Source organism: Collinsella sp. CLA-SR-H006 (genome assembly GCF_040097075.1).
Lineage (GTDB): Bacteria > Actinomycetota > Coriobacteriia > Coriobacteriales > Coriobacteriaceae > Collinsella.
Map to the genome: position 1 here is coordinate 229,123 of NZ_JBBNPD010000001.1, position 22,360 is coordinate 251,482.

Consider the following 22,360-nt stretch of genomic DNA (forward strand, 5'->3'; position numbering starts at 1 on the left):
GCCATCATCTCTCCTCGGAGCGCGCGAACCAGGCCGCGCCCGCCGCCGTGAGCGCTGCGAACGCGAGCGCGCAGACCGCAAGGCCCGCCAGTGTGAGCATGCCGTCCGCCGCGAGCGCCCCGCCGAGCGCCATGTCCGCCGCGAGTGGCTCGCCGCTCGGCAGCACGGGGATGAAGCTCGTAGGGATGACCATGCTCGCCGACGGCGGAAAGAGCTGCGGCAGCGGCATCAGCGACCAGGCGAACCCACCCACGAGCTGCGTGGCGAGCGGGCAGAAGATGCCCGCGAGCATGCCGAGCCGCGCCGTGAGGAAGAGCCCTGCGGGGATCATCCACGCCGCGGTCACCGTGTTGGCGAGCGCGCAGAGGAGCATCGTGAACGTGCCCGCGGCCGTGAGGCCCTGCGAGGAGAACGCCGATCCCGCGAGGTAGATGCCGAAGACCACGAGGTTCGAGAGCGTGCAGAGCGCGAGGCACCAGAGCGCCTTGGCCCACCAGGCGCGCCCGAGCGGGAAGCCCAGGCCCAGAAGCCCCCGCATCCGCGTGCGCGCGTCCGCCCGCGCGACGCACGCCACCACGAGCGAGAGAGACACGGGCAGGAAGAGCGCGTACCAGTAGTTCCACGCGCTGAAGATCTGCACGCCCCGGTAGGGCATCGCGCCGAGCAGCGGCATCGGCAGCGCCATGAGCACGGCCAGGCGAACCGGTGCCGCGTGGCGCGACTTCAGGGCCTCGGCGCGCAGGCCCGCGAGCAGGCTGCCTTTCTCGCCCGTCATGCCGCCACCTCCCCGCGCGCTCGACGCCCTTCCCGGCAGAAGCTCATGAAGAGTTCCTCGAGGTCCTGCCCGGGCCGAAGCGCATCCTCGTAGGCGAGGCGTCCCCCGCAGATGATGCCGATGGTGTCCGCCATCTGCTGCACCTCGGAGAGGATGTGGCTCGAGACGATCACCGTCGTACCCGCCGCCGCGAAGCCGCGGATCTGGTCGCGCAGCTCCTCGATGCCGATGGGGTCGAGGCCGTTGGTGGGCTCGTCGAGCACGAGCAGGCGTGGCCGGGCGATCAGCGCCAGCGCGAGCCCCAGGCGCTGCCGCATGCCCATCGAGAAGCGCCCGGCGCGCTTCTTCCCGGTGTCCGCGAGGTCCACGGCGGCGAGCACCTCATCTATGCGGCTCTCGGGAAGGCCCAGCAGCGTGGTGCGCACGCGCAGGTTCTCGCGCGCGGTGAGGTTGGGGTAGAGCGGCGCCTCCTCGATGAGGCTGCCGATTGCGTAGAGGTCCTCGCGGCGCCAGGCGTGCCCGGCAAAGAGGATCTCCCCGGCCGTCGGCCGCAGCATTCCGCAGATCATCTTGAGCGTTGTCGACTTGCCGGCTCCGTTGGGACCGAGCAGCCCGTACACCTCGCCCTCGCGGATATGAAGGCTCACGTCGGCCACGGCATCCTGCGCTTGGTCGCCGCGGCCGAAGCGCTTGGTGAGCCCGCGCGTCTCGAGCATGTAACCCATGGGTTCGTCCTTTCTCTTCCGGGCGCGCGGGCCGAGTCGCCGTGCCTGCGCGCCTTACCTTTCGGGTTCACCATCCATGGTGGGGCGCGTTTCTAACGAAGCTGTAACGGCCGTTGGGCTCTTTTGGCGCCAGCCAATCTCGACCCGCACGCCGCTCATGGTATTTCTATCGTGATAATAAGGACGGAGGTGCCAGTGGCACGCAATAAGTGCCCGGAGGAGACGGTCGAGAAGATCAGGGGTGACGGCCCAGCGAGTGTTATTTTGCGAGCTAGGCGCATTGAAAGCGACCTTTCGTGGTATAAACTACTTGCCGGAAGCCGCGGCTTTCAGAGTACGGCTTACGTGTACGTTTAACCTCCGTGGGCGACGGGGTGCCGCAAGGCGTAGAATATCGCCCACCTGTAGGGGCCTGCAGCGATGCGGGCCCCGCTTCGTATGAAGGGGGCGTAGCCGATGAAGATCGTATCCATCTCCCAGGACTTCTTCGACCTCGCCGATGGCGACCGCGAGCTCATGCTTAAGCGCGATCGCCCCTGCATCGTGGTGGTGAGGCTGCGTTTCCGCGGGAAGCGCAGGGACTTCGCCGTGCCGCTGCGTTCCAACATCGCCCCCAACGTGCCCAAAGACCAGTACTTTGCGTTGCCACCCCGCCCCACGACGCGCCCCGGCTGCCGCCACGGCATCCACTACATCAAGATGTTCCCCATAACCAAGGCCTACCAGCGCCGCTTCAGGACCGAGGGCTCGGCCTACTACGAGACGCTCCAGCGCATCATCGACGGCAACACCAAGCGCATTGTCTCCGAGTGCCAGGCATACCTCGACCGCTACGAGCGCGAGGGAAGGCCCCGCTTCGCCGTCGACATCGACCGCATCGTGGGGCTGCTGGAGGGCGAGAAGTAGGGCACCTCGGCTCAGTCTCGAGCCATGCGGAGTCGCTCCGCATTTTTGAACGCCGCGTGTGCGTCCCAAATACTTGAGAAACAAGCTGTGAAGTGCGGTGGCGCGCCCGTGCCCGTGCATGGCCGTTACCATCAGCGTCTACGCGGCGTCGGCTTCAAGTGGAACTGGCGCCGCTGCTGTATATGGTTTGCCTTGCTGCAAATAGCGATCAATGCCCGCGATGTTTCTGCTTGTGCTTCAACTTTCGCTGCTCGAAGCGCGTCTCCGCCTCATCCGCGCGACGCTGACTTCTTGCTTGAGCCGACTCCCGCTTCATCGCTTCCCGCTGTGCCGCGAGCGCCTGTTGTGCCTTGGTGCTCACCGCGGGCCGTTTAAGGGCTTTCGCTGCCTCGCGAGCGCGCCGCTTGGGGTTCTTCGCGGGCTTGCTCGCCTCGGTCGGATCGTGGCCGAAGAACGAGAGTTTCGCCCATTTGTTGACAACGAATCGCAGGATCTCCTCATTGGACGGTTCTGCGCCGAAGACGATGCGGGCGACGCGGTGGAGGTTGTCCGCTCCGACATCAGCCCCGCGCTCTTTGTCCACACCGGCCCAAACCTCGTGGGCGTGGCGGTCCAGGGACTCTAGCGGAGGCGGGGCGTCCTGTCCCAAAAACAAATGCAAAAGACGAGCGCTTCTTGCCGCCCAATTGGCAAGAAGCGCTCGTCTTTTCTTAACGCGTTGTATGGCGGAGAGAGCGCAAGTTACGCGAGCGCCCTTCTTGCCAGCTCGGCCGCGCCGAGGATTCCTTGGTCGCCGCCGCAGCCCGGGGCGCAGATGTAGCGCTCCATGTCCTTAAGCTCGGCGGTCTGGATGTAGCCACCCAGATATTCGAGGGTCTTCTTGCGGACGATGCCGTAGAGCTGCTCCTGGTGCATCACGCCGCCGCCGAGGACGATGCGGCGAGGCGAGTACATGAGCACGAGGTTCGCGCACATCTGCCCCAGATAATCCCCCTCGAGCGCCCACACCTCATCGTTGTCCGCGAGCTCGGCCGCGGGCTTTCCCCAGCGCGCGGCAATGGCGGGGCCGGAGGCGAGGCCCTCGAGACAGCTCGCGTGGCTCGGGCAGACGCAGCGTCCCTCCTCGGTGGGACGGGTCCTTACCAGCATGTGGCCGGCCTCGGGGTGCAGCATGCCGTGGAGGAGCCTGCCCGCGCACATGACGCCCGCGCCCACGCCGGTGCCGATGGTCACGTAGACAGCGTCCTCGAGCCCCTTGCAGCAGCCGAAGACCACTTCGCCGAGGCAGGCAACGTTCACGTCCGTGTCGTAGGCCACCGGAATCCCGAGGGCGTCGGCGAACGCGGCGCGAAGACCATGGCCTCGCCACGCGAGCTTGGGCGTCTGGAGGATGGAGCCGTAGCGCTCGTCGACGGGGTCGACGCAGGTCGGGCCGAAGGCGCCGATGCCCAACGCGTCCACATCGCGGGCGGTGAACCACTCGATCATCTGCGGGACGGTCTCGGCGGGCGTAAGCGTCGGGGTCTCCATACGGTCGAGGACCTCGCCGTCGCCGGACACCACGGCACAGACCATCTTGGTCCCGCCGGCCTCGAGTGCGCCGAGCCTCATTTGCTTTTCGCTCATGTGATCCTCCTTACAAAGGGACGCCCGCAGTCATGGTCAACCGCGGGCGCCCATAACGTTGGCTTGTTTCGAGGCGACCCTACCTGGGCACGCGGTCCTGCCTTGCGGCAAACGGGGCGAGCACGGCGTGCGGCTCGCTTTGGTACCAGTAGGCGACGGTGGAGATGTCGTCCTCGCGCTCGTAGAGCTTGATGTCGTCGTTGCCGAGGTCCTGGAACGTCACGCGCAGGTCCTCCTTGAACGAGATCGGGTCGGGAAGGTGCCACCTGTAGAGGCCGTGCCTGGGCAGCGCGTCGTCGTTGGTCGCGAGCATCGGGTTCGGGTTCGGCTTGCCCGCGCTGAAGCGGTCGCGCGTGGCGTCGCGCGTCGAGCGGTACGGGTAGCCGGCGAACAGCGTGTTGAAGCACTGCGCCTCGGGCAGCGCGTGGGGCGGCCTGTCGAGGAAGGCCCAGGCACCGCCGAAGTAGTCCTCGGCTCCCGTCGAGGTGACCGTGGGGAACTCCTCGTCGCCGTCGAGGAAGAACTTCATCTCGCCCTCGCCCCACCAATAGCGCTCCAGGGCGCACAGGGCCATGTAGGTGCCGACGTAGTAGCCCTTACCGCGCACGCCGTCGAGCACGGTGTAGTCGACGCCCCTGCGGGTGCTGCGCTCGCGGTTAAAACGGGCGTGGAAGTACATGGCGTCGTCCGGCACGTCGGTGAGCGCGTAGTTGAACGTGTAGAAGATGTACTTAATGAACCCGGGGTGCTCGCTCGTAAGCGTGACCTTGGCGTGCTTCCTGAAAGGCATCTCGAAGTAGCAGTTCATGCCGCCCGTCGGGTTCACGCAGATGGGCATCGAGTTGACGATGGCGCGCTCACCGAAGCCGTTGCAGAAGAAGTCGCCGACAGGGCACTCGACCGAGGGGGTCTCCTCGTCGTCCCAGTAGAAGCGCAGCACGAGGTCGCGCATGACGAAGCTGCCGGCGGCGGTCTTGTCGGGGACGGTCATCCAGATGTGGCGGATGATGCCGGGGCCCTCGATGTCCGCGAGCGTGATGGTCTCGCCGGACTCAAGGGGCACGCAGCACGAGCCCTTGCGGCCGACGCCGAGGTGGCTGGCCGACATGGCGGCACGGCCCTTCTCGCCCGTGATGTTCTCGGGGGTGATGGCGCGGCTTTCCTCACCGCCGTGCATCCACACGTCCTTAAGGAACTCTCTCATCGTCGACCTCCTCTATTCGTCGTCTTCGCACTCGGCGGAACTGGCACCGTTCACGTAGACGATCTGCTGGCGCGCCTCGTCGACGAGGGCGTCGAAGTCGAGTTTCTCGTCGGGGCGCGCGAGCGCGACCGTCATGGCGAGCGGGAGGTTGACACCCGCGATCACGTGGATCCGGTCGGAGGCGAAGCGGGAGAAGCGCTGGTTCACGCTGCCGCCGAGCGCGTCGGTGAGGACGACGACCTCGTCAGTGCCCGAAAGAGCCGCCTCGACCGCCGCGTCGAGCCCCTCGCCGTTGTCGTTCACGTAGGCGCACACGGCGTTGACGGCGTCGCTCTTACCCGTAAGGAACTCGAGGGTGTCCTTGAAGCCCTGGGCGAGAAGGGAATGGCTCGCCACAACTATCTTTCTCATTGATTCACCAATCTCTTGGGTCGAAGCTAGGCGAGGATGCCAGCGGCGGAGGCGACCATCGCGAGGACGATCACCACGAGGATGAGGACCGTCATGCTCGCGTTCTTCTTGGTAAGAAGGTAATACGCGCTTCCCGTGATGGCGGCGGGGATCATGGCAGGCAGGATCTTGTCGAGCAGCGGCTGAATCTCCATCGAGACGTCGCCGAAGCTGAAGCTAATCGGGCAGGTGACGCCGATGACCGAGGCGATGAGGCAGCCGACCACGGTGAGGCCGAGCACGGAGGCGGCGGCAGTGAGGTTGGGAAGCTTCTCGCTGAAGTCGGTGACGAGCTTCACGCCCTGCTTGTAGCCGAACTCGAGGGCGTGCATGCGGACCCAGAAGATGGCCAGGATGAGCGCGAACCAGATGCCGGCTCCCACGGGGTTGCCCTCGATGGCCATGTAGGCGGCGATGGAGCCCATGATGGTCGGGATCATGGTCATGAGCAGGGAGTCGCCGACGCCGGCGAGCGGTCCCATGGTGCCGATCTTCAGGTCTTGGACGGCGTCCGCCGCCGCTAGGCCGTCGCGTTCCTCCATGGCCACGCAGGCGCCAAGGATGATGGCGGCGAGCCAAGGCTGGGTATTGTAGTAGCGGAAGTGGTTGTTGAGCGCTTGCTTATAGTCCTCGTCGTTCGTGTAGATCTTCCTCAGGACCGGCGAGAGGGCGTAGGCGACTGAGGCGCCCTGCTGGGTCTGGTAGTTGAAGGTGCACACGCTCATGAGCCAGCGCCAGTTCGCGTTGCGCAGATCCTTCTTGGTGACCTTGTAGCCGGAGGGCTTGCCCTCGGCGACGGCGGTGATGTTCTCGTTTTCCATGGTTACTCATCCTCTCCGATGAAGGCGTCTGCGGAAGCGTGGGCGGCGAGCTCGGTGTCCCTCTCGGCACGCTGGTAGAACGCGATCGCGAGGGCAACGCCGACGATGGCGGCGCCGATGATGGGCACGTTCAGGAAGGCCGAGAGGAAGAAGCCGACGAGCAGGTACTGGAAGTACTTGCCGGTGGGCATGTAGCGGAGCAGCATGGCGATACCGATGGCCGGGAGCATCTTGCCGGCGAGGGTGAGGCCGGAGAGGAACCACTGAGGCATGACCTCGAGGAGCCAGTTGACGGCGGGCTGGCCGAGCGTCACGGAGACAAAGACGGGCAGGGCGGCGCACAGGCCGAAGAGCGCGGGGCAGACCCACAGGATGGCGTTCATCTGATTGAACTTACCCTCGTTGCAGAACTTCTGGGACTTCTCGACGACGAAGCCGTTGAGGATCTTGACGATGACGTCGAGCTGGATGCCGAGCATGCCGACCGGCAGGCCGATGGCGAGGCCCGTGTCCGCGCCCAGGGTCACGCCGTAGGCGGTGGCGATGATGGCCATCGTGCCGTAGTCGGGAATCGACGAGCCGCCGAAGCCCGCGACGCCGAGCTGCATGAGCTGGATGGTGCCGCCGATGACGAGGCCGGTCTGCCAGTCGCCCATGACGACGCCGGTGATAAGGCCCCAGAAGACGGCATAGTTGACGAAGATCATCGGGATGCCGTAGTAGTCCACGTGCTTGATGAAGGCCAGCAGGGTCAAAAGGACGACCTGCAGGATAGTGAAGTTGACCATGATCCCTCCTTAGATGAGGTCGGCGACGGAGACGGGCTTGTCGGCGGGCACGAACTGTGCCGTCACCTTGACGCCGCGGGCGATGAGCGCCTTGTAGCTCTGGACGTTCTCGGCGGAGGCATAGGCGCGCTGGGTGAGCTGGACGCCGCCCTCCTTGACGAGCGAGCCGCCGACGATCAGCGACGGGAGCTCGATGCCCGACTCGACCAGGTGAAGGATCGTCTCGGGCTCCTTGGCGATGACAAAGACCTTCTCGCGGTCGTACTTGCCCGCCGCGAAGTTCTTGAGCGCGGTCTCCTCGGAGATGATCGAGACGGCCATGCCCGCGGGGCGCGCCATCCTCATAGTGGACTTCAGGACCTCGTCGCCGGCGACCTTGTCGTCGATGACCATGACTCGGGTCGCGCCCGACACCGGGGCCCACTGCGTCACGATGATGCCGTGAAGCAGGCGATTGTCGATTCGTGCCATAACAACACTCATGTTTGCTCCTATCAAATGAAGTTTTACGTTCGGTACTGCCTCGGCGCTATCCGGATTCGCGCCGGGCAAGGGGTTATCGGATTATTGAGGACGCGCGGTCAGCTTGCGGCGGCGCGGGGAAGTTCACTCGTCGAGCAGGAGGTCCGAGGAGCCGAGGCGCTCTTCTCGCGCCGGGGCGGCGCTCACGCTTATGTAGTCGAAGACATATGCGATCTCGCTTACGGGAACCTCTACGCGATAGCGCGTCGAGATGCTCGAGAAGCTCTGCCTGAAGGACTCGATGAAATCGGCACGCTCCTCCTCGAAGCGGTCCTGGCCAACGTAGGTCTCAATGGGGTTTCTGGTAACAAGGCGCTCGACGAGACAGCAGAGGTGGACGTAGAGCCCAATGATGGCGTTGCTGCCGATCTTCTCGCCTGTCCTGCGCTGAAGCTCGTGCACGGCGCTCTCGATCTCGTGGAATAGCCGCTCCGGGTCGAGGATGGTGATGGAGCGGATGACGTTCTGCAGCGTCATGTTCGAGAGCAGCTTCTCGTGGAAAGAAGAGAGCTCGGAAGCGTCAAGCCACCTGCCGAACACGGCATCAACCTTAGAGGCGGACGCCGTCGACATGATGTCCTCGAGGGCGACGAAGGGGATGGAGGCGACCCCGGGGTCTCCCGTGCCAATGACGGCGCAGACGCGGTGCTCGGAGAAAACGGCGTCGTTCGACCCGTTCGCGACGAGCTGCTTGAAGGGCCTCGTGAGCAGGCGCGCGCCTATGGTGCGCGGGAGGCTCTGCGAGACGAGCTGGCGTATCCTCTCCGCGGCGTCGACCCCGGACTCGGAGCAGAAGACGATGGCGTCCTCACGGTTGACGCGCTCGATCACCTTGCAGTGCGTCACGCACGCGGCGGTCGCATCGCCAAGAACCTCGGCGATGGACTTGCCGCCGAGCAGCCCGACCCCGATCTCGAGCGCAAGACCGGTAGAGACGTTGTTCACCACGCCGATAGTGGAGTCGGTAACGTTCTCGAGGGCCTTATAGGCCTCCTCCAAGGAGCCCATATCGACGAGGAACACAACCCCGGTGCAGTAGGAATGGCGGTCGACGAGGCGCTGGAGCGGACCGACGATGTCCTTCAGCTGCTGGTCGTAGGGCATGTCGACCGCCTCGTACACATGCATGCCGAGCATACGGTTCGCCGCGTCGGCGATGCTCGTCGCCGTTGAGTAGCCGTGGGACAAGATGACGCAGAGCGTTCGAAGGGCCTTCGCGTCGCGAGACTCCGATGCGACGCACAGCGTCAGAAGCGTCTTCGTGAAGTGATCGAGCGAGATTCCCAGCGCCCCTTCCACGTCTGCGGCGACCTGATCGGAGACGCTCGAGGCAAACGGTAATTCGGAGGTCACGGCACCGAGGAGATGGGAGATTTGCTCCGCACAGGCAGACTTTCGCTTAGCCAGGCCGATGCCCGGCCACAACTGCAGGCAAATCTCCTGGGCCAGCAGAAAAGCGACCTTCCTCGAAAGCTCGATGCCATAAGAAGAGCCTGCGTCGGCAAGGACCGCGCCCACGATGCGCTCGAAGGCGCGCGACCTCGAGGAGGTAACGCCGCGGCCGAAGATCAAGTGATCCTCAACGCCGCGCACAGCGGAGACAGCTTGCGAGACGAGCTCGGAGACAGAGAGCTCCCCGGCGCAGAATCGCTCATCGAGAGAGCACAGGGCATCGAGCGCCTGCTCGACCGGCCCTGTGCTCTCGGCGGCATCCAGGGACGCGTCGATCAGAACGCCATCGTCGGGCTGTTGATCGATCTGCGCGGAGGAGAGGAGCCCGCTGGGAAGAAGATACGGGCGAACGACGACGTAGTCGCCCTCGCGATTGAGGAACGCTTTGGCGCAGCAGTTCGTCACGCAGGCGCGCAAGCCGGCGATGTTATCGGAAAAGTCCGCGTTCACGAGGCAACGGTATGCGCCGCGGCTGATCTTCACATCAGAACCGATTCGGCACCCCTCGCTGCGCAGGAAGCTCAAGATGAGATCCTCGCGCTCCTCGGGGGTCCGCTCCTTGAGTGAGGGGACGCGGGCACAGATGGGCATTTTGCTGTAGGCCGAGGAAACCTTCAGGTCATCGGCGGAAAGCGTCGTCGAAAGAACGAGGCGAGCGCGCGGCGCATCCTGGGAGGCATCGAGTCCGAGGGCCGTCGCAAGGCAGTGCTCCATCGCAGAGGGAGAGAGTGCCTCGATGCCGTTGACAAAAACCACACCCCCGCGCGATTTCGCGATCGACTCGTCAAGAAGCCCGTTGAACGAGGCGGCGTCCGGGACCCCGGCGCAGTCGATGCGCACATAGGAGGAGTCGCGGGACAGCAAGCCCTGGTTCTTGCCGTACTCGTACACAAGGCGAGAAAGGAAAGACTTACCGACACCCACGCCGCCGCTCAAGAGGATGGGTAGGCCAAACGGAGGGTACTGAACCGCAGCCTTGCACTGCTCGACAACGGAGCTGAGGCTCAGGTCAAAGCCCACGGCACGCGCGAAGTCACGGTGATCGGCGATTCCCGTCGCCTGGATGAGGTCGGCGAGCGAGGCGTACTCGCTTGCAGAGAGCTTTACCTGAAAACGCTTCTGGAACGCGCGGCGATGAAAATAACGGACAGGCCTGCCCGCCACCTTAACCACAAGGCCGGCGCGAACAAGGTCGTTGAGGTACTGGCTCGCCAGGCTCCTGGAGATGATGAGCGTCTCGGCGATGTCGGAGGTGGACAGACGGGCAAGGTCGTCGAGCGAGACGGCAGAGGTGAGGGCCTCGAGATGCTCGAGAATCCTGTCCCTCATGTCGACGGGCTTCTTTGCCAAGCTGTCCTGTGCGGTCTTGTCCATGACTTCTTACCTCCTTGTACAAGGAGTATAAGGGGAACACAGAGAACGGAAGGGGGCGCGTGGGGGAATCAACAGCCCCGAGGAGAAGTTCACCACTTGAGGGGCAGAAAACAACGGCCATTGAACATTCGGGGCCGACGCTCAACACTTCGGCTCGACACTTCGCTTTGGAAAGGGCCCTGCGCGATGGTGCAGCCCTCCATCTCGCAGCACAGGTCGCCGAAGGTCGCGAGGATGCGCTCCTTCTGTTCCGTGGGCGAGACGAACTGGTCGCCGGAGACGACGCGGCCCTCGAGGACCTTAATGTCGGGGGCGACGGCGGCCGCGGCGGCGCACGCCGCCAGCAAGGGCCGGTACGGCTCGCGCAAGATCAAGGCGTCGCCCGGGAGGTCGGGCGTCACCGTCAGCCGGCGCCGGGTCTGCCGCATCATGAGGGAGAATGGCCTGGTCGACGCGTACGGCAGGAAGAGGTTCAAGGTGCACCCCGGGGCGGTCAACGAGGCCGACGTGCCGAACGTCGCCGCGCGCGGCTTCGGCGGCAGGGCGCCGCGCACCCATATATGCAGCGACCTGACCTACGTGCGCGTCGGGCCTCGTGGAACTACGTCTGCCTGCTCGTCGACCTCTACAACAGGGAGATCGTCGGCCACTCCGCAGGACCGAGGAGGGATGCGCGAGCTCCGAGCCAAGCTCTCGGATTACTCGCACTGGTACAACAACTTCAGGATCCACTCGACGCTGGGCTACATGTCGCCGGTCGAGTTCAGGGAGGCGGGGCCGTCCCTCCCGGAATCGTCCAAATAGGTGTTGCCAATCCAGACCCACCTCGCGTTGGGGCAGAGGCGCGGGTCCTGTCGCTGGCAAAGGGGACCGTCAGCATCGAGAGCCTCTTCGCCGAGCCGACCTACAGCGCGAAGACCAAGCGGGTCTACGCGGTCCCCAGCAAGCTGAGCTACCACGGCAAGACCTTCAAGGTCGCCACGCTCGGTTGCAGCGTATACCCCAAGGCGAGCAAGGCGGTTGACTGCCGTTGCCTAAGCAGTCTTGTCATATCGTTGTTGCAGTCCCCGGCGCAGTGCGCAGCTCCTGCCGAATCTTCCGAAAGCGTTCCGGGACTTCGGCAAGCTCCATCTTCTGCGGGGCATCGACCGTACCCGCTTCCTTCGCCGTTTCGTAATACCAGCACTTGTAATCCACCATCTCCATGGTGTGCTGCAATTCCGCCATCTGCTGTTTCAGAACTTCTTGTTGGCGTCGGAACATGGCAAGGCGCAAATCGATGGTGTCGTCTCCTTGCAGCGCCATCTCGATGTACTGCCGGATGTCCTTGATGGACATCCCGGCTTTCTTCATGCAGCCGATCACCTGCAGCCATTCGATATCCGATTCCCGGAACATGCGAATGCCACCGGAGGAGCGCTCCACGAAGGGCAGCAGCCCCTCCTTATCGTAGTAGCGCAAGGTGGACGCCGCAACCCCCAGCAGCTTCGCCATCTCTCCCACCGTATAGACCATCTGAAAACCCCTCCGAATTATTCCAGAATCCCCTTGACTTAAAGTTAACTTCAAGTTCTAGGATGCACATGAAGTTCAAAGGAAGCATGCTTCCAAACAGAATGTTTGTCAATCATAAGGAGGGGAATCGAACGTGAACAGGCCGTATGTTTTCTGCCACATGATGTGCGCTTTGGACGGAAAGATCATGGGCGGTTACATGGGAACGCCGCAGGGCAGAGCGGCGGGCGATGCGTTCTACGACATCGCCTTCGGGAAAGAGCCCTTTTACCATCACCAGGGCTGGCTGTCCGGCAGGGTGACGACGGACGACAACTTCACCTTCTACAGGAAGCCGGACCTGGACGAAGATGCGCCGGCCGTTCCGGCAGGTGATTTCATCGCGCAGCCGGACTTCGGAATGTTCTATGTCTCCGTGGACCCCCACGGCAAGCTGGGGTGGAAAAGCAGCACCCTGCGCTATGTGGATACCACCGCCCATGTCGTCGAGGTGCTGACAGAGCAGGTCGGCAACGCCTACAGGGCATTTTTGAGAAAGCTGGGAATCTCGTACATCATCGCGGGAGAAACGGAGCTGGATCACGGCCTGGCCCTTTCCAAGCTGAAAGAAGAATTCAACATCGAGACCCTGATGCTGGGCGGTGGCGGCGTGCTGAACTGGTCGTTCCTGCAAGCGGGGATGTGCGATGAGATCAGCATCGTGTTGGCGGCGGCGGCAGACGGGAACCCGGATACGCCTCCGGTTTTCCGAGCCGCAGAAGGCATTTCGGAGAGTAAGGCCCTTGGCTTCACGCTGAAAGAGGCGAAGGCCATGGACGGCGGGGCGGTCTGGCTGCGCTATGGCGTGAATCGATAATCCTTAGCAGGAGGTTTCAATTATGAGGTATGAACAAAAAGAGCAGTTCGAGAAGGTCAACGTATTCGGCACGGGAATGGCGAACACCGCCTATGCCCAGTACTTCACCGGCGATTCGTTCCTGAATCCGCTGACCGATCCGGAAGGCGGCCTGTTCGCCGCCAACGTGACCTTCGAGCCGGGATGCCGCAACAACTGGCATATCCACCACGCGGACAAAGGAGGCGGTCAGCTCCTGCTCTGCACGGCTGGCGAGGGCTGGTACCAGGAGGAGGGCAAGGCCGCCGTCAGCCTGCACGAGGGCAGCGTCGTGATGATCCCCGCCAACGTCAAGCACTGGCACGGAGCGAAGAAGGACAGCTGGTTCAGCCATATCGCCGTGGAGGTTCCCGGCGAGAATTGCGAGAACGAGTGGTGCGAGCCGGTATCCCATGAAGAGTACGCAAGGCTGTAGAGAGGAACGAAACATGGCAGTCAAGCAGACGGCAGGCAGAGATGCCCTGGGCGAATTCGCCCCGAAATTCGCGGAACTGAACGATGACGTGCTCTTCGGAGAGGTCTGGAGCCGAGAGGGGCAGCTCAGCCTCCGCGACCGCTCCCTCGTGACCGTCGTCGCTCTGATGGCTCAGGGGCTTACCGATGAGAGCTTCCGCTATCACCTGACGACGGCAAAGAAGAACGGTATTACAAAAGAAGAAATCGCGGAGGTCGTGACCCATGCAGCCTTCTACTGCGGCTGGCCCAAGGCGTGGGCGGTTTTCCGCATGGCAAAGGATATCTGGGGCGAGGAGTAGAACGATGATCTTAAATGAAACCTATCCGTTGGCAAACGGAGTTCAGGTTCCCAAGCTGGGACTGGGCACCTGGTTTATCGACGATGCAGAGGCGGCGGAAGCCGTTCGCGAGGCGGTAAAGCTGGGCTATCGCCTGATCGACACCGCACAGGCCTACGGAAACGAACGCGGCGTCGGCGAGGGCGTGCGCACCTGCGGCGTTCGCCGGGAAGAGCTTTTCGTCGCCAGCAAGATCGCGGCAGAGCTGAAGACCTACGAGGATGCGGCGAAGTCCATCGATGAGACGCTGGAGAGGATGGGGCTCGGCTACCTCGACCAGATGATCATCCACTCTCCCCAGCCGTGGAGCGAGTTCCGTGTGGAGAAGCGCTATTTCGAGGAGAACAAGGAGGTCTGGCGTGCGTTGGAGGATGCGCGGGCGGCGGGCAAGGTCAAGGTAATCGGCGTGTCCAACTTCCTGCAAGATGACCTTGAGAACCTCCTGGGCTCTTGCCGCGTGATGCCCATGGTCAATCAGATCCTCCTGCACATCACCAGCACCGATTCGGCATTGGTGGACTTCTGCAAGGCGCAGGGCATCCAGGTGGAGGCATACTCTCCCATTGCCCACGGTGAGGCGCTGAAGAATCCGGCGATCGTTAAGATGGCAGAGAAGTACGGCGTATCTGCCGCCCAGCTCTGCATCCGCTATGTCCTTCAGCTTGGAGCCGTCGCGCTTCCCAAGACGGCAGATCCCGCCCACATGGAAAGCAACGCGGACGTGGATTTCGCGATCTCCGAGGAAGACATGGAAACTCTCAAGAACATGGAGCGCATCGCCAACTATGGTGAATTCAGCGCATTTCCCGTGTTCAGCGGAAAGCCTCTTGCATGAGGAGAAAGCGTGAAATGAAAACCTTGATTCTGTACTACTCCTACGGAGGCAACACGAAGCGCATCGCCGAGATGATCCAGAGGGAAATCGGCGGGGATATTGCTCGTATGGATACGGTTGTTCCCTACGATGGCGATTATGATGAAGTCGTCAATCAGGGGCAGCGTGAGATTGCCGAGGGTTATTGCCCGGAACTGAAGCCGCTGCACATTGGCTGGAGAGATTACGACGCCATCATCCTGGGTTCTCCTGTCTGGTGGTACACCTTTGCGCCCGCCATGCGCAGTTTCCTGGAGCGGGCTGACCTGACCGGGAAGATCGTGTATCCGTTTGCCACCAATGGAGGCTGGCTGGGACACGCGCTGAAGGACTTTGAGGAAGCCTGCAAGGGCGCAATCGTGAAGCCGGGCCTCGATGTACAGTTCGATGAATCCATGCTCCGTACTTCTGAGAAAGATATTCAGGCATGGATTAATGCAATCCGCAGATAATCGATCTGCAGCTTTCGGCATCCGCCACAGAGCTGGCAAGGATTTGGGACAAAACGAAAGCTCAACGTCCTGAGTTCGAAGTGATTATATTGTAACTGTCTTGGCTTTTATTCCCGGAACCGACAAAGCGTGCCTCCGCCTCTTTTGCGTGAAGACGGCTGGGATGTGGGGTAGCTTTGCGTCAACAGATTAGCGTAAGGGGCCAACGGGCGGGGCTTCATTGGCCCCTTGCGCATCGATTGCGAATTAGAACATGATAGCGTCGTCGGCCGTGAAGGTATTAAGGGACCCCTGCTTGACCTGGATGCAGACGTATGTGATGCCCGAGTCGGACGCGGCGCGGAACTGGCGGTGTGCGGCGGGGGAAATGCGCAGCCAGTCGCCGGCTGCAAGCTCGATTTCCTCACCGTCGATCGTGACCGAGCCCGCGCCCTCGAGCACGCCATAGATCTCCTCGTTTTCCTTGTGTGCATGGACGAACGGAACGCCAGCGCCGGCGGGAAGATTGCTGACACTCACCTCTGCCCCGGTAAGCCCGAGCACCTCGTGCAGCTCGACACGGCTCTCATTTCCGATGTGGGTCTTTGCATAATTAGCCATAATGGTTCCTCTCTTTGGGTTGATTTACTTTGCAGGCATCTCCTGCGCGAGTTATATTCAACGCGAAGGCGCATGCAAATACGAGTACGCACATATTTGTAACTGCATACCTTTTTGTGAAACCGGTATGGTCGAGGAGGTTGGGTCTCCCGTGATGGCGAAAGAGGAGCTTCCGGAGTGTTCGGTCGCAACGGCGGTAGCGCTCATTGGCGGCAAGTGGAAGCTGCTCATTATCCGTAACTTGCGCGTACGCCCTTGGCGTTTCAACGAGTTGCGCCGCAACCTTGAGGGGATCTCTCAGAAGGTGCTTACCGACAGCCTGCGGCAGATGGAGGACGATGGGCTGGTCTTTCGCCATGACTATGGCGAGAATCCTCCCCGCGTTGAGTATGGCCTTACCGAGCTCGGCCGCCAGATGATGCCCATCATGGACTCGCTCGCAGACTTCGGCGCTTATTACAAGACGGTCGTTTCGTAGCGGACACGCTGCTTAGGGGGCGGAGAACCGCTACGAGTACGATAGCGATTCTCCTGCGGCTGCCGTCGATTCCGTAGTTATAGAGCGGAAGGAGACTGCAATGGGGTCGTCCGCCCTACAAGAAGGCCCTCCTTTCCCGGTATGGCGCCGACATGCGCACGCTGGCTCAAACTGATCGATGCACGAAGTGTTGTTATGGCTTCACTCAGCCTGCGGACGCCCAATCATCCGCGCACCACATTCTGCCCATGTGCATGGGCGGCTGCCCCCACTGCCATATGGTCTCCGGCGTGCGCCGTTGCCCCTGGTTCAAAGACGACCCCGATGCCTACGTCCTCGCCAAAACTCGCGCCGCCCGCAAGAGCCGCCAATAAAACCTCCGGCCCTGCTTGGCCCTGGGAATAAAAGTCAAACTTGCCCGATCCACGCCTCGCGCAAGGGCCGTTCTACTTCCCAAACCTGATCTGCCTGTCGCACAGCTCGAGGGCGACAAGGGAAGCTTGGGCCACCTCCTTGATATCCTCTGCGAACTACTGGAGTGCGGTACAGTCGGATGACTGGACTGTTTTCGTTGGACCTTGGTTGTTTGCCTGTGTGAATGGCGTATTCGTTTTAGCTAGCGGTTGCGACGCCTTGTTGCGGAAATACCAACTGCTGCAACTGCGCCACCGGCAACACTCAGGGCGACAGCCATCGCACCGTTGTCGCCCGTCGCGGGTAGGGTGGTCCTGGCTGGTTTAACCGCCGCTACTGCCTTAGTGGAAACGGGATTTGCCGCGGGCTTTTCTGCCTTGGGCTGCGGTGTGGGCTCGGGCTTGGTTTCCGGTTCTGGTTTGACCTCTGGGCTCGGTTTAACACTTGGATCGGGTTTGGAACCGCTCGTATCGGTTGCAATCAAGTGCACGTCACTGTCGAAGATGTAACGGATGTAGTAATCGTGCCGCGTCTCGTGCATAATCCCTTGCCCGCTGTCGAAGTCACGGTCAACGTGTGTGCCAAGGTGGGCTGAGCTGTTGAGGTTCAGCCTGTAAGGGATTTGGTCGTCGGCGTAACTGCCTGTAAAGACTACGGTTGCTCTAACGTGATTGTCGATCATGGTCAGGGCAATAGAGACGCTGGCCTCTTTGGGGTTCTCGGTTTTTATAAGGCCTTCGGTATCGGTGTCGATCTTGAAGAGAAGGACGGTGTCGTTAAGCCCGTAGATGAAGTCTTCGGGTTTGTCGGGGAAATCGTATACAAACGCCTCATTCTGGACCAACATAAAGGCAGGAGGGAGCTCCAGGTCATAGTTATGGTCGACAACGGTGGTAGCTGTGAGGCTGCCTTCTGCGTTGGCTTCGTCGCAGGTAATGGGTGCTGCGACATCGGTTTCGGGCATTTCTGTCGCCAGTGCTGCGCAGGGTAGCAAAAGCAGTCCTGCCACAAGAATGCTTACTCCGAAGGCGGCGATTCTGGCGTCTGCATGACGCTTGACGTCGCGGATAGACAGGCCAGTCCGTTTGTTATGGGTCTGCGGTGCAACATGCTGTCCATACATAAGACGCTCCTTGTTCGTAGGCCGGTTTCCGCGGATCTATATTGCGCCTGGCCGATGCGGCTAGGCTCTTTCACGCGAACGCTTATGCGAGTAGGGAGAAAGCTCAAGCTAATTTTCTCACAGTCGATACTTTGCGAGCAACGATTTGCTGTTCAATTCTCGGAGAGAGAATCAAGGTGGCCGAGGAGTTATCAGGCAATGAGATTGTGTCTAGAGAACACGAACGAGAGATGCGATCTACAGACGACTGAATAGCTCCATCCGTTTTGGTTACAACGAAATGTATGCCGCGCGCCTGCGGCATGAAGAAGGGAGATTCTTATGAATATCGTTGTATTGAGCGGTAGCCCGCGCAAGGGCGCCAATACCGACACCATGGTCGAGGCGTTTGCTGAGACCGCGCGTGAGGGTGGCCATACGGTCGAGGTCATCCGCGTTGCTAGTAAGAAAATCGCTGGTTGTCTGGGGTGTCAGTATTGCTTCGCCCACGAGGGCACTTGCGTGCAGAAGGATGACATGGCCAACGTGATCGAGTCGCTGAAAGACGCCGACATGGTTGTCTTCGCTTCGCCTATCTACTGGTTTGATATCACCGCGCAGGAGAAGGCCGCCATCGACCGCCTGTACGCCTTCGGTGCCACGGGCTTCCCGTTCACCAAGACGGCCCTTTTGCTCGATAGCCACAGCGAGGGCGTCTATGATGCGGCGATCGCTATGTACAAGTCAACCTGTGCGTACTGCAAGTGGGAGGACCAGGGCATTGTCACCGTTAGCGGTATGACCGAGCGCGACAGCATGGCATCGTCGCCCAAGTTGGAAGAGGTGCGAGAGCTCGCTCGCAAGCTCGCCTAAGGACAAGAAGAACGCATGGCAATCAGCGTTGGCGGAAAGCCTACTTCCCTTACCAAGAGGATTACTGATTGCCATGCGTTGATGTCCTTATGGACAATCTCCGCGTGCTAGGAGACTTTCTCGCTCAGGAACTCCCTGAATGCGGGGATGTCAAAGCCAACGAGACCACGCCCACGCTCTCCGATGACGCCGTCCTCGAGGAGGCGGCGCTTGTATTGGCTTGCATAGTTGCTGGCGACGCCCATACGCTTGGCAATTTCTGAGACTCTGCTGGGGCCAGAATCGGGCAGCATCGCGAGTAAAAACTCAATGTCTTTATCGGAAAGCTCTCGATAGGTCGTTTCGAGAATGCGATCACGCAGCTCCATGCGTGCGAGTAGGGAACCCTGCTGGACATCGGATGCACTGATTTGGGGCGAGTTCTCCGAAACATCCCAAGTGCGATATCCGACGAGCTGCATCATGTAGGGGAATCCGTCGACGGCCTTCACAGCATTCTCGAGCGCTTCTGGTGTGATTGAACGTCCTCCGGCCTCAACGGTTTTGCGAAACGCGTTTGCAATTTCAACGTCAGTGATTCGTCCTAACTGATGATATTGGGAACGCCTGAGGAACGAGACGGAATCGTTACGCAGCAACGCCGATACTTTGTAGGGCAGTCCTGCCATGAGTAGGGCAACTTTTTTACCTTCGCGTACAAAGTGCTGGTAAACAGAGGCAAATTGAAGCATTTCTTCGAGATCGACGGTGACTTCATCGATGGTAATGAGAAGTCCGATGTCATGTTTTTCGAGTTGCTTAAAGATGCCATTCATGCGTGTGCGCCAGTTGCCCTGGACCTCTTGAGCATATGTCCAATCGATGCCCACTGGACCAATTTGAACGCCGTTTATGCGCGCATGAGGCTGTGAGAGGTAGCTATCTGCGGCTTCTTTGGTTCGCTCGATAATATCTTCGAGCATGCCTGGCATGGCGGAGACATTTGCTGCGATCCAACCGTGTTCAAGCGCCGTTTCTGAAAGGAGCGAGAGAAGCGCCGTCTTGCCCGTTCCCCTTGCGCCCGTAAAAATAGTCGACAGGTTTGGATCTCCCGGGCCGTTGATAAAACCACGGTTGATGTCACGCAGAATATGCTCGCGACCCGCTAGAAAGGGAGGGATACTTCCGAACGTCGGGGTAAAGGGGTTCTTGCTGTACTCCATGGTGTCTCCTTTGCAAGTTTTGCTAATTTTTGCAAGTTTTGCTAATTTTTGCAAGTTTTGCTAACGACCGACCAAAGGGCATCGAAGCAGTGACGCTGACATTTTTTAACGCAGAAAAATAAGCAGAAATCAATTAATCTGCGTTAAGAAATAGTTGAGAAGAAAAACGACGAGTCCCGGGCGCAATGCCGTTGCGCTCCGGGCCTCGTCGCTTTGCGAAGTATCTAACGGTCTCGTTGCCGTGGTACCTAGTCAAACAGGCTCGGCATGTCGTTTTCCTTCATGAGGGCACCGGCTGAGGGGAGGCTCTGCGCGGTGAACTTCTCGGCCGAGACGCCGGCGCCAAGAATCTCCTCGGTCGTGCCGACGGTGGTGACCGAGCGGCCCTTCTTGGCCGTAAAGGCCTGGACGCCCTGCGTGTTGGTGGTCGTCTTGGTCTTGAGCAGCGACGTGTTGAAGTTCATCAAACGATAGTCGCTCGAGACCAGCGCGATGTCACGATCTGTGTTGAGCACCTGGGCATACAGCAGCTTGCTGCCACCGTAGATGGCGTTCTTGAGGCGTTTGCGGTTGGTCTTGGTGACGTATCCAGAAAGCGCGACGCGCACCACGCGGCCGTTCTCAAAGACAAACAGCACGTCGGCCTTGTAGTCCTCGGGGTCGATGACCCAGATGACACTCTCGTCGGGTTCCATCTCAAGATCGGTCGGCAGGTACGAGCCCAGCTGGGCCGACTTGGTATCCTCAAACGTCGCGACCTTGCACTTGTATACCTGACTCTTGTTGGTAAACACGAGCAGCTCGTGCGTGTTGGAGGACGGGAACTCGATAAAGGGCTTATCGCCGTCCTTGTACTTGAGCGTGGTCGCCTTCTTGAGCACGCGGTCCGTCATCTTCTTAAGGTAGCCATCGCGCGAGAGCATGATGGTCACCGGGTACTCCTCGACCTCGGGCTCCAGGCTTACCTCGACGACCTCATGGGGCTCGATCCTGCCCGTGCGGCGCGGCATCACATATTTCTTGTTGACCGCGGCCAGCTCGTCGCTGATGACCTTCTTGATGTTCTCCTCGCTGGAGAGGATCTCCTCAAGCTCGGCAATCTCACCCTCGAGCTTAGCGATGTCCTTGGTGCGGTTGAGAATGTACTCTTCGTTAATGTTGCGGAGCTTGAGTTCGGCAACAAACTCGGCCTGGGTCTCGTCGATGTCGAAGCCGCGCATAAGGTTGGGCACGACCTCGGCCTCGAGCTTGGTGCCACGGATGATGGCGATCGCCTTGTCGATGTCGAGCAAGATAGCCTCGAGGCCGTGCAGCAGGTGCAGGCGCTCGGACTTTTTGCCTAGGTCAAAGTTGATGCGGCGACGCGTGGACTCAATACGCCACTTGACCCACTCGTGCAGGATCTGGCGCACGCCCATAACACGGGGATAGCCGTCGACGAGCACGTTGAAGTTGCATGAGAACGAATCCTGCAGCGTGGTCGAGCGATAGAGCTTGGCCATGAGCTTGTCGGGGTCGACGCCGCGTTTAAGGTCGATGGCGATGCGCAAGCCCGAGAGGTCGGTCTCGTCGCGGATGTCGGCGATCTCTTTGACCTTGCCCTCCTTGGAGAGCTTGACGATGCGCTCGATGATGACATCGGTCTTGGTGGTGTAGGGGATCTCGTACACCTCGATGATGCGCTCTTCGGGGATCCAACGCCAGCGGGAGCGAATCTGGAAGCTGCCAAGGCCGGTCTCGACGATCTTCTCCATCTCCTCGCGGCGGTAGATAATTTCGCCGCCGGTCGAGAAGTCGGGCATGGGCATATATTCGAGCAGGTCGCAGTCGGGATCCTGCAGGTAATGCATTGTGGCAGTGCAGACCTCGTTGAGGTTGAAGCCGCAGATGTCGGATGCCATGGCGACGCCGATGCCCTTATTGGCCGAGACAAGGATGTTGGGAAACGTGGTGGGCAGCAGGCGCGGCTCCTTCATGGCGCCGTCGTAGCTGTCGACGAAGTCGACCGGATCCTTGTCGATGTCCTTGAAGATCTCGGCGCTGATGGGGGAGAGCTTGGCCTCGGTATAACGCGAAGCGGCGTAGCTCAGGTCACCCGAATAGTACTTGCCAAAGTTGCCCTTCGACTCCACGAAGGGAGCGAGCAGTGCCTCATTGCCGGTGGCCAGACGCACCATCGTTTCGTAGATCGCGGCGTCACCGTGCGGATTGAGCTTCATGGTCTGGCCCACAATGTTGGCGCTCTTCTGGCGCTCGCCCTTGAGCAGACCCATCTTGTACATGGTGTAGAGCAGCTTGCGGTGCGAGGGCTTAAAGCCGTCGATCTCGGGGAACGCACGCGAGACGTTGACGCTCATGGCGTAGGGCATGTAGTTGACCTCGAGCGTTTGCGTGATCGGCTGGTCGGTGACCTCGGAGTGCAGGCCGATGACGTTCTCGGCGTTGACCTGCTTTTTCTTTGGCTGGTTCTTCGTCTTCTTCTTTGCCACGATTTCCTCTTGAACTTCTTATGGGCCGT

25 protein-coding genes are annotated in these 22,360 nt (G+C 61.0%); 9 read left to right on the forward strand and 16 right to left on the reverse strand.

Annotated features, from left to right (window positions below):
* Positions 1-4 precede the first annotated feature (4 nt).
* Together AAA069_RS01070 and AAA069_RS01075 are read right to left on the reverse strand one after the other, a co-directional pair.
* Positions 5-775 carry a hypothetical protein gene (locus AAA069_RS01070; RefSeq protein WP_349127332.1) on the reverse strand — a complete coding sequence of 257 codons (771 nt, stop codon included), beginning with the start codon at positions 773-775 and terminating at the stop codon, positions 5-7.
* Positions 772-1,500, reverse strand: coding sequence for a lantibiotic protection ABC transporter ATP-binding protein (locus AAA069_RS01075; RefSeq protein ID WP_055250122.1), 729 nt, complete (start codon positions 1,498-1,500; stop codon positions 772-774). Before AAA069_RS01075 ends, AAA069_RS01070 begins: the two co-directional genes overlap by 4 nt.
* Before the next feature lie 456 nt (positions 1,501-1,956).
* On the opposite strand from AAA069_RS01075, the gene AAA069_RS01080 reads away from it, so the two are divergent.
* The gene (locus AAA069_RS01080) at positions 1,957-2,406 is read left to right on the forward strand and encodes a hypothetical protein (protein ID WP_349127333.1); all 450 of its coding nucleotides are present in this window, start codon (positions 1,957-1,959) and stop codon (positions 2,404-2,406) included.
* Positions 2,407-2,614: 208 nt separating this feature from the next.
* Here the strand turns inward: AAA069_RS01080 and AAA069_RS01085 are convergent, their stop codons facing one another.
* From AAA069_RS01085 to AAA069_RS01125, 9 genes are all read right to left on the reverse strand, one after another.
* Positions 2,615-2,989 (reverse strand): YjdF family protein, encoded by a 375-nt coding sequence (locus AAA069_RS01085; protein WP_349088512.1) that lies wholly within the window; start codon positions 2,987-2,989, stop codon positions 2,615-2,617.
* Between the two features lie 158 nt (positions 2,990-3,147).
* Entirely contained in the window at positions 3,148-4,032 is an 885-nt protein-coding gene (locus AAA069_RS01090; RefSeq protein ID WP_349127334.1) for an ROK family protein, read from the reverse strand.
* Positions 4,033-4,111: 79 nt separating this feature from the next.
* On the reverse strand, positions 4,112-5,236 hold the full coding sequence (locus tag AAA069_RS01095; RefSeq protein ID WP_172676343.1) for a glycoside hydrolase family 172 protein: 1,125 nt from the start codon (positions 5,234-5,236) through the stop codon (positions 4,112-4,114).
* Between the two features lie 12 nt (positions 5,237-5,248).
* Positions 5,249-5,647: a PTS fructose transporter subunit IIA gene (locus AAA069_RS01100; protein ID WP_055287011.1), complete on the reverse strand. Its 399-nt coding sequence runs from the start codon at positions 5,645-5,647 to the stop codon at positions 5,249-5,251.
* A gap of 26 nt (positions 5,648-5,673) precedes the next feature.
* Positions 5,674-6,507 carry a PTS system mannose/fructose/sorbose family transporter subunit IID gene (locus tag AAA069_RS01105; RefSeq protein ID WP_055287013.1) on the reverse strand — a complete coding sequence of 278 codons (834 nt, stop codon included), beginning with the start codon at positions 6,505-6,507 and terminating at the stop codon, positions 5,674-5,676.
* Positions 6,508-6,509: 2 nt separating this feature from the next.
* A complete protein-coding gene (locus AAA069_RS01110) occupies positions 6,510-7,295 on the reverse strand; it encodes a PTS sugar transporter subunit IIC (protein ID WP_055287014.1) in 786 nt (261 codons plus the stop codon).
* A gap of 9 nt (positions 7,296-7,304) precedes the next feature.
* A complete protein-coding gene (locus AAA069_RS01115; RefSeq protein ID WP_117736586.1) occupies positions 7,305-7,778 on the reverse strand; it encodes a PTS sugar transporter subunit IIB in 474 nt (157 codons plus the stop codon).
* Between the two features lie 123 nt (positions 7,779-7,901).
* Entirely contained in the window at positions 7,902-10,643 is a 2,742-nt protein-coding gene (locus AAA069_RS01120; RefSeq protein WP_349127335.1) for a PRD domain-containing protein, read from the reverse strand.
* Between the two features lie 89 nt (positions 10,644-10,732).
* Entirely contained in the window at positions 10,733-11,119 is a 387-nt protein-coding gene (locus AAA069_RS01125; RefSeq protein ID WP_349127336.1) for a hypothetical protein, read from the reverse strand.
* Here AAA069_RS01125 and AAA069_RS01130 point away from each other — a divergent pair.
* A complete protein-coding gene (locus AAA069_RS01130; RefSeq protein ID WP_349127395.1) occupies positions 11,013-11,447 on the forward strand; it encodes an IS3 family transposase in 435 nt (144 codons plus the stop codon). The two genes, AAA069_RS01125 and AAA069_RS01130, sit on opposite strands and share 107 nt — an antisense overlap.
* Before the next feature lie 243 nt (positions 11,448-11,690).
* Here AAA069_RS01130 and AAA069_RS01135 read toward each other — a convergent pair whose 3' ends face one another.
* A complete protein-coding gene (locus AAA069_RS01135) occupies positions 11,691-12,158 on the reverse strand; it encodes a MerR family transcriptional regulator (protein ID WP_349127337.1) in 468 nt (155 codons plus the stop codon).
* A 133-nt stretch (positions 12,159-12,291) separates the two neighbouring features.
* On the opposite strand from AAA069_RS01135, the gene AAA069_RS01140 reads away from it, so the two are divergent.
* Genes AAA069_RS01140 through AAA069_RS01160 form a run of 5 tightly spaced genes read left to right on the forward strand, consistent with a single transcriptional unit; the run spans position 12,292 to position 15,173 of the window.
* Positions 12,292-13,014, forward strand: coding sequence for a RibD family protein (locus AAA069_RS01140; RefSeq protein ID WP_349127338.1), 723 nt, complete (start codon positions 12,292-12,294; stop codon positions 13,012-13,014).
* Between the two features lie 22 nt (positions 13,015-13,036).
* Positions 13,037-13,468 carry a cupin domain-containing protein gene (locus AAA069_RS01145; RefSeq protein ID WP_349127339.1) on the forward strand — a complete coding sequence of 144 codons (432 nt, stop codon included), beginning with the start codon at positions 13,037-13,039 and terminating at the stop codon, positions 13,466-13,468.
* 13 nt (positions 13,469-13,481) lie between these two features.
* Complete coding sequence (locus AAA069_RS01150) at positions 13,482-13,808, forward strand: carboxymuconolactone decarboxylase family protein (RefSeq protein ID WP_006234615.1); 327 nt, start codon at positions 13,482-13,484, stop codon at positions 13,806-13,808.
* A gap of 4 nt (positions 13,809-13,812) precedes the next feature.
* Positions 13,813-14,682, forward strand: a complete 870-nt coding sequence (locus AAA069_RS01155) for an aldo/keto reductase (protein ID WP_349127340.1) — start codon at positions 13,813-13,815, stop codon at positions 14,680-14,682.
* A gap of 14 nt (positions 14,683-14,696) precedes the next feature.
* Positions 14,697-15,173 (forward strand): flavodoxin, encoded by a 477-nt coding sequence (locus AAA069_RS01160; RefSeq protein ID WP_349127341.1) that lies wholly within the window; start codon positions 14,697-14,699, stop codon positions 15,171-15,173.
* A gap of 246 nt (positions 15,174-15,419) precedes the next feature.
* Here AAA069_RS01160 and AAA069_RS01165 read toward each other — a convergent pair whose 3' ends face one another.
* Complete coding sequence (locus AAA069_RS01165) at positions 15,420-15,773, reverse strand: cupin domain-containing protein (RefSeq protein WP_349127342.1); 354 nt, start codon at positions 15,771-15,773, stop codon at positions 15,420-15,422.
* A 151-nt stretch (positions 15,774-15,924) separates the two neighbouring features.
* Here AAA069_RS01165 and AAA069_RS01170 point away from each other — a divergent pair, with 151 nt between their 5' ends.
* A complete protein-coding gene (locus tag AAA069_RS01170; protein WP_349114719.1) occupies positions 15,925-16,251 on the forward strand; it encodes a helix-turn-helix domain-containing protein in 327 nt (108 codons plus the stop codon).
* 616 nt (positions 16,252-16,867) lie between these two features.
* Here the strand turns inward: AAA069_RS01170 and AAA069_RS01175 are convergent.
* Positions 16,868-17,788 carry an LPXTG cell wall anchor domain-containing protein gene (locus AAA069_RS01175; protein WP_349127343.1) on the reverse strand — a complete coding sequence of 307 codons (921 nt, stop codon included), beginning with the start codon at positions 17,786-17,788 and terminating at the stop codon, positions 16,868-16,870.
* Positions 17,789-18,109: 321 nt separating this feature from the next.
* Here AAA069_RS01175 and AAA069_RS01180 point away from each other — a divergent pair, with 321 nt between their 5' ends.
* Positions 18,110-18,640 carry a flavodoxin family protein gene (locus AAA069_RS01180; protein ID WP_349105018.1) on the forward strand — a complete coding sequence of 177 codons (531 nt, stop codon included), beginning with the start codon at positions 18,110-18,112 and terminating at the stop codon, positions 18,638-18,640.
* Positions 18,641-18,747: 107 nt separating this feature from the next.
* On the opposite strand, the gene AAA069_RS01185 is transcribed toward AAA069_RS01180, so the two are convergent.
* Both AAA069_RS01185 and AAA069_RS01190 read right to left on the reverse strand, forming a co-directional pair.
* On the reverse strand, positions 18,748-19,842 hold the full coding sequence (locus AAA069_RS01185) for an ATP-binding protein (protein WP_035136953.1): 1,095 nt from the start codon (positions 19,840-19,842) through the stop codon (positions 18,748-18,750).
* A gap of 248 nt (positions 19,843-20,090) precedes the next feature.
* Positions 20,091-22,331, reverse strand: coding sequence for a DNA gyrase subunit A (locus AAA069_RS01190; protein WP_196031530.1), 2,241 nt, complete (start codon positions 22,329-22,331; stop codon positions 20,091-20,093).
* Positions 22,332-22,360 lie beyond the last annotated feature (29 nt).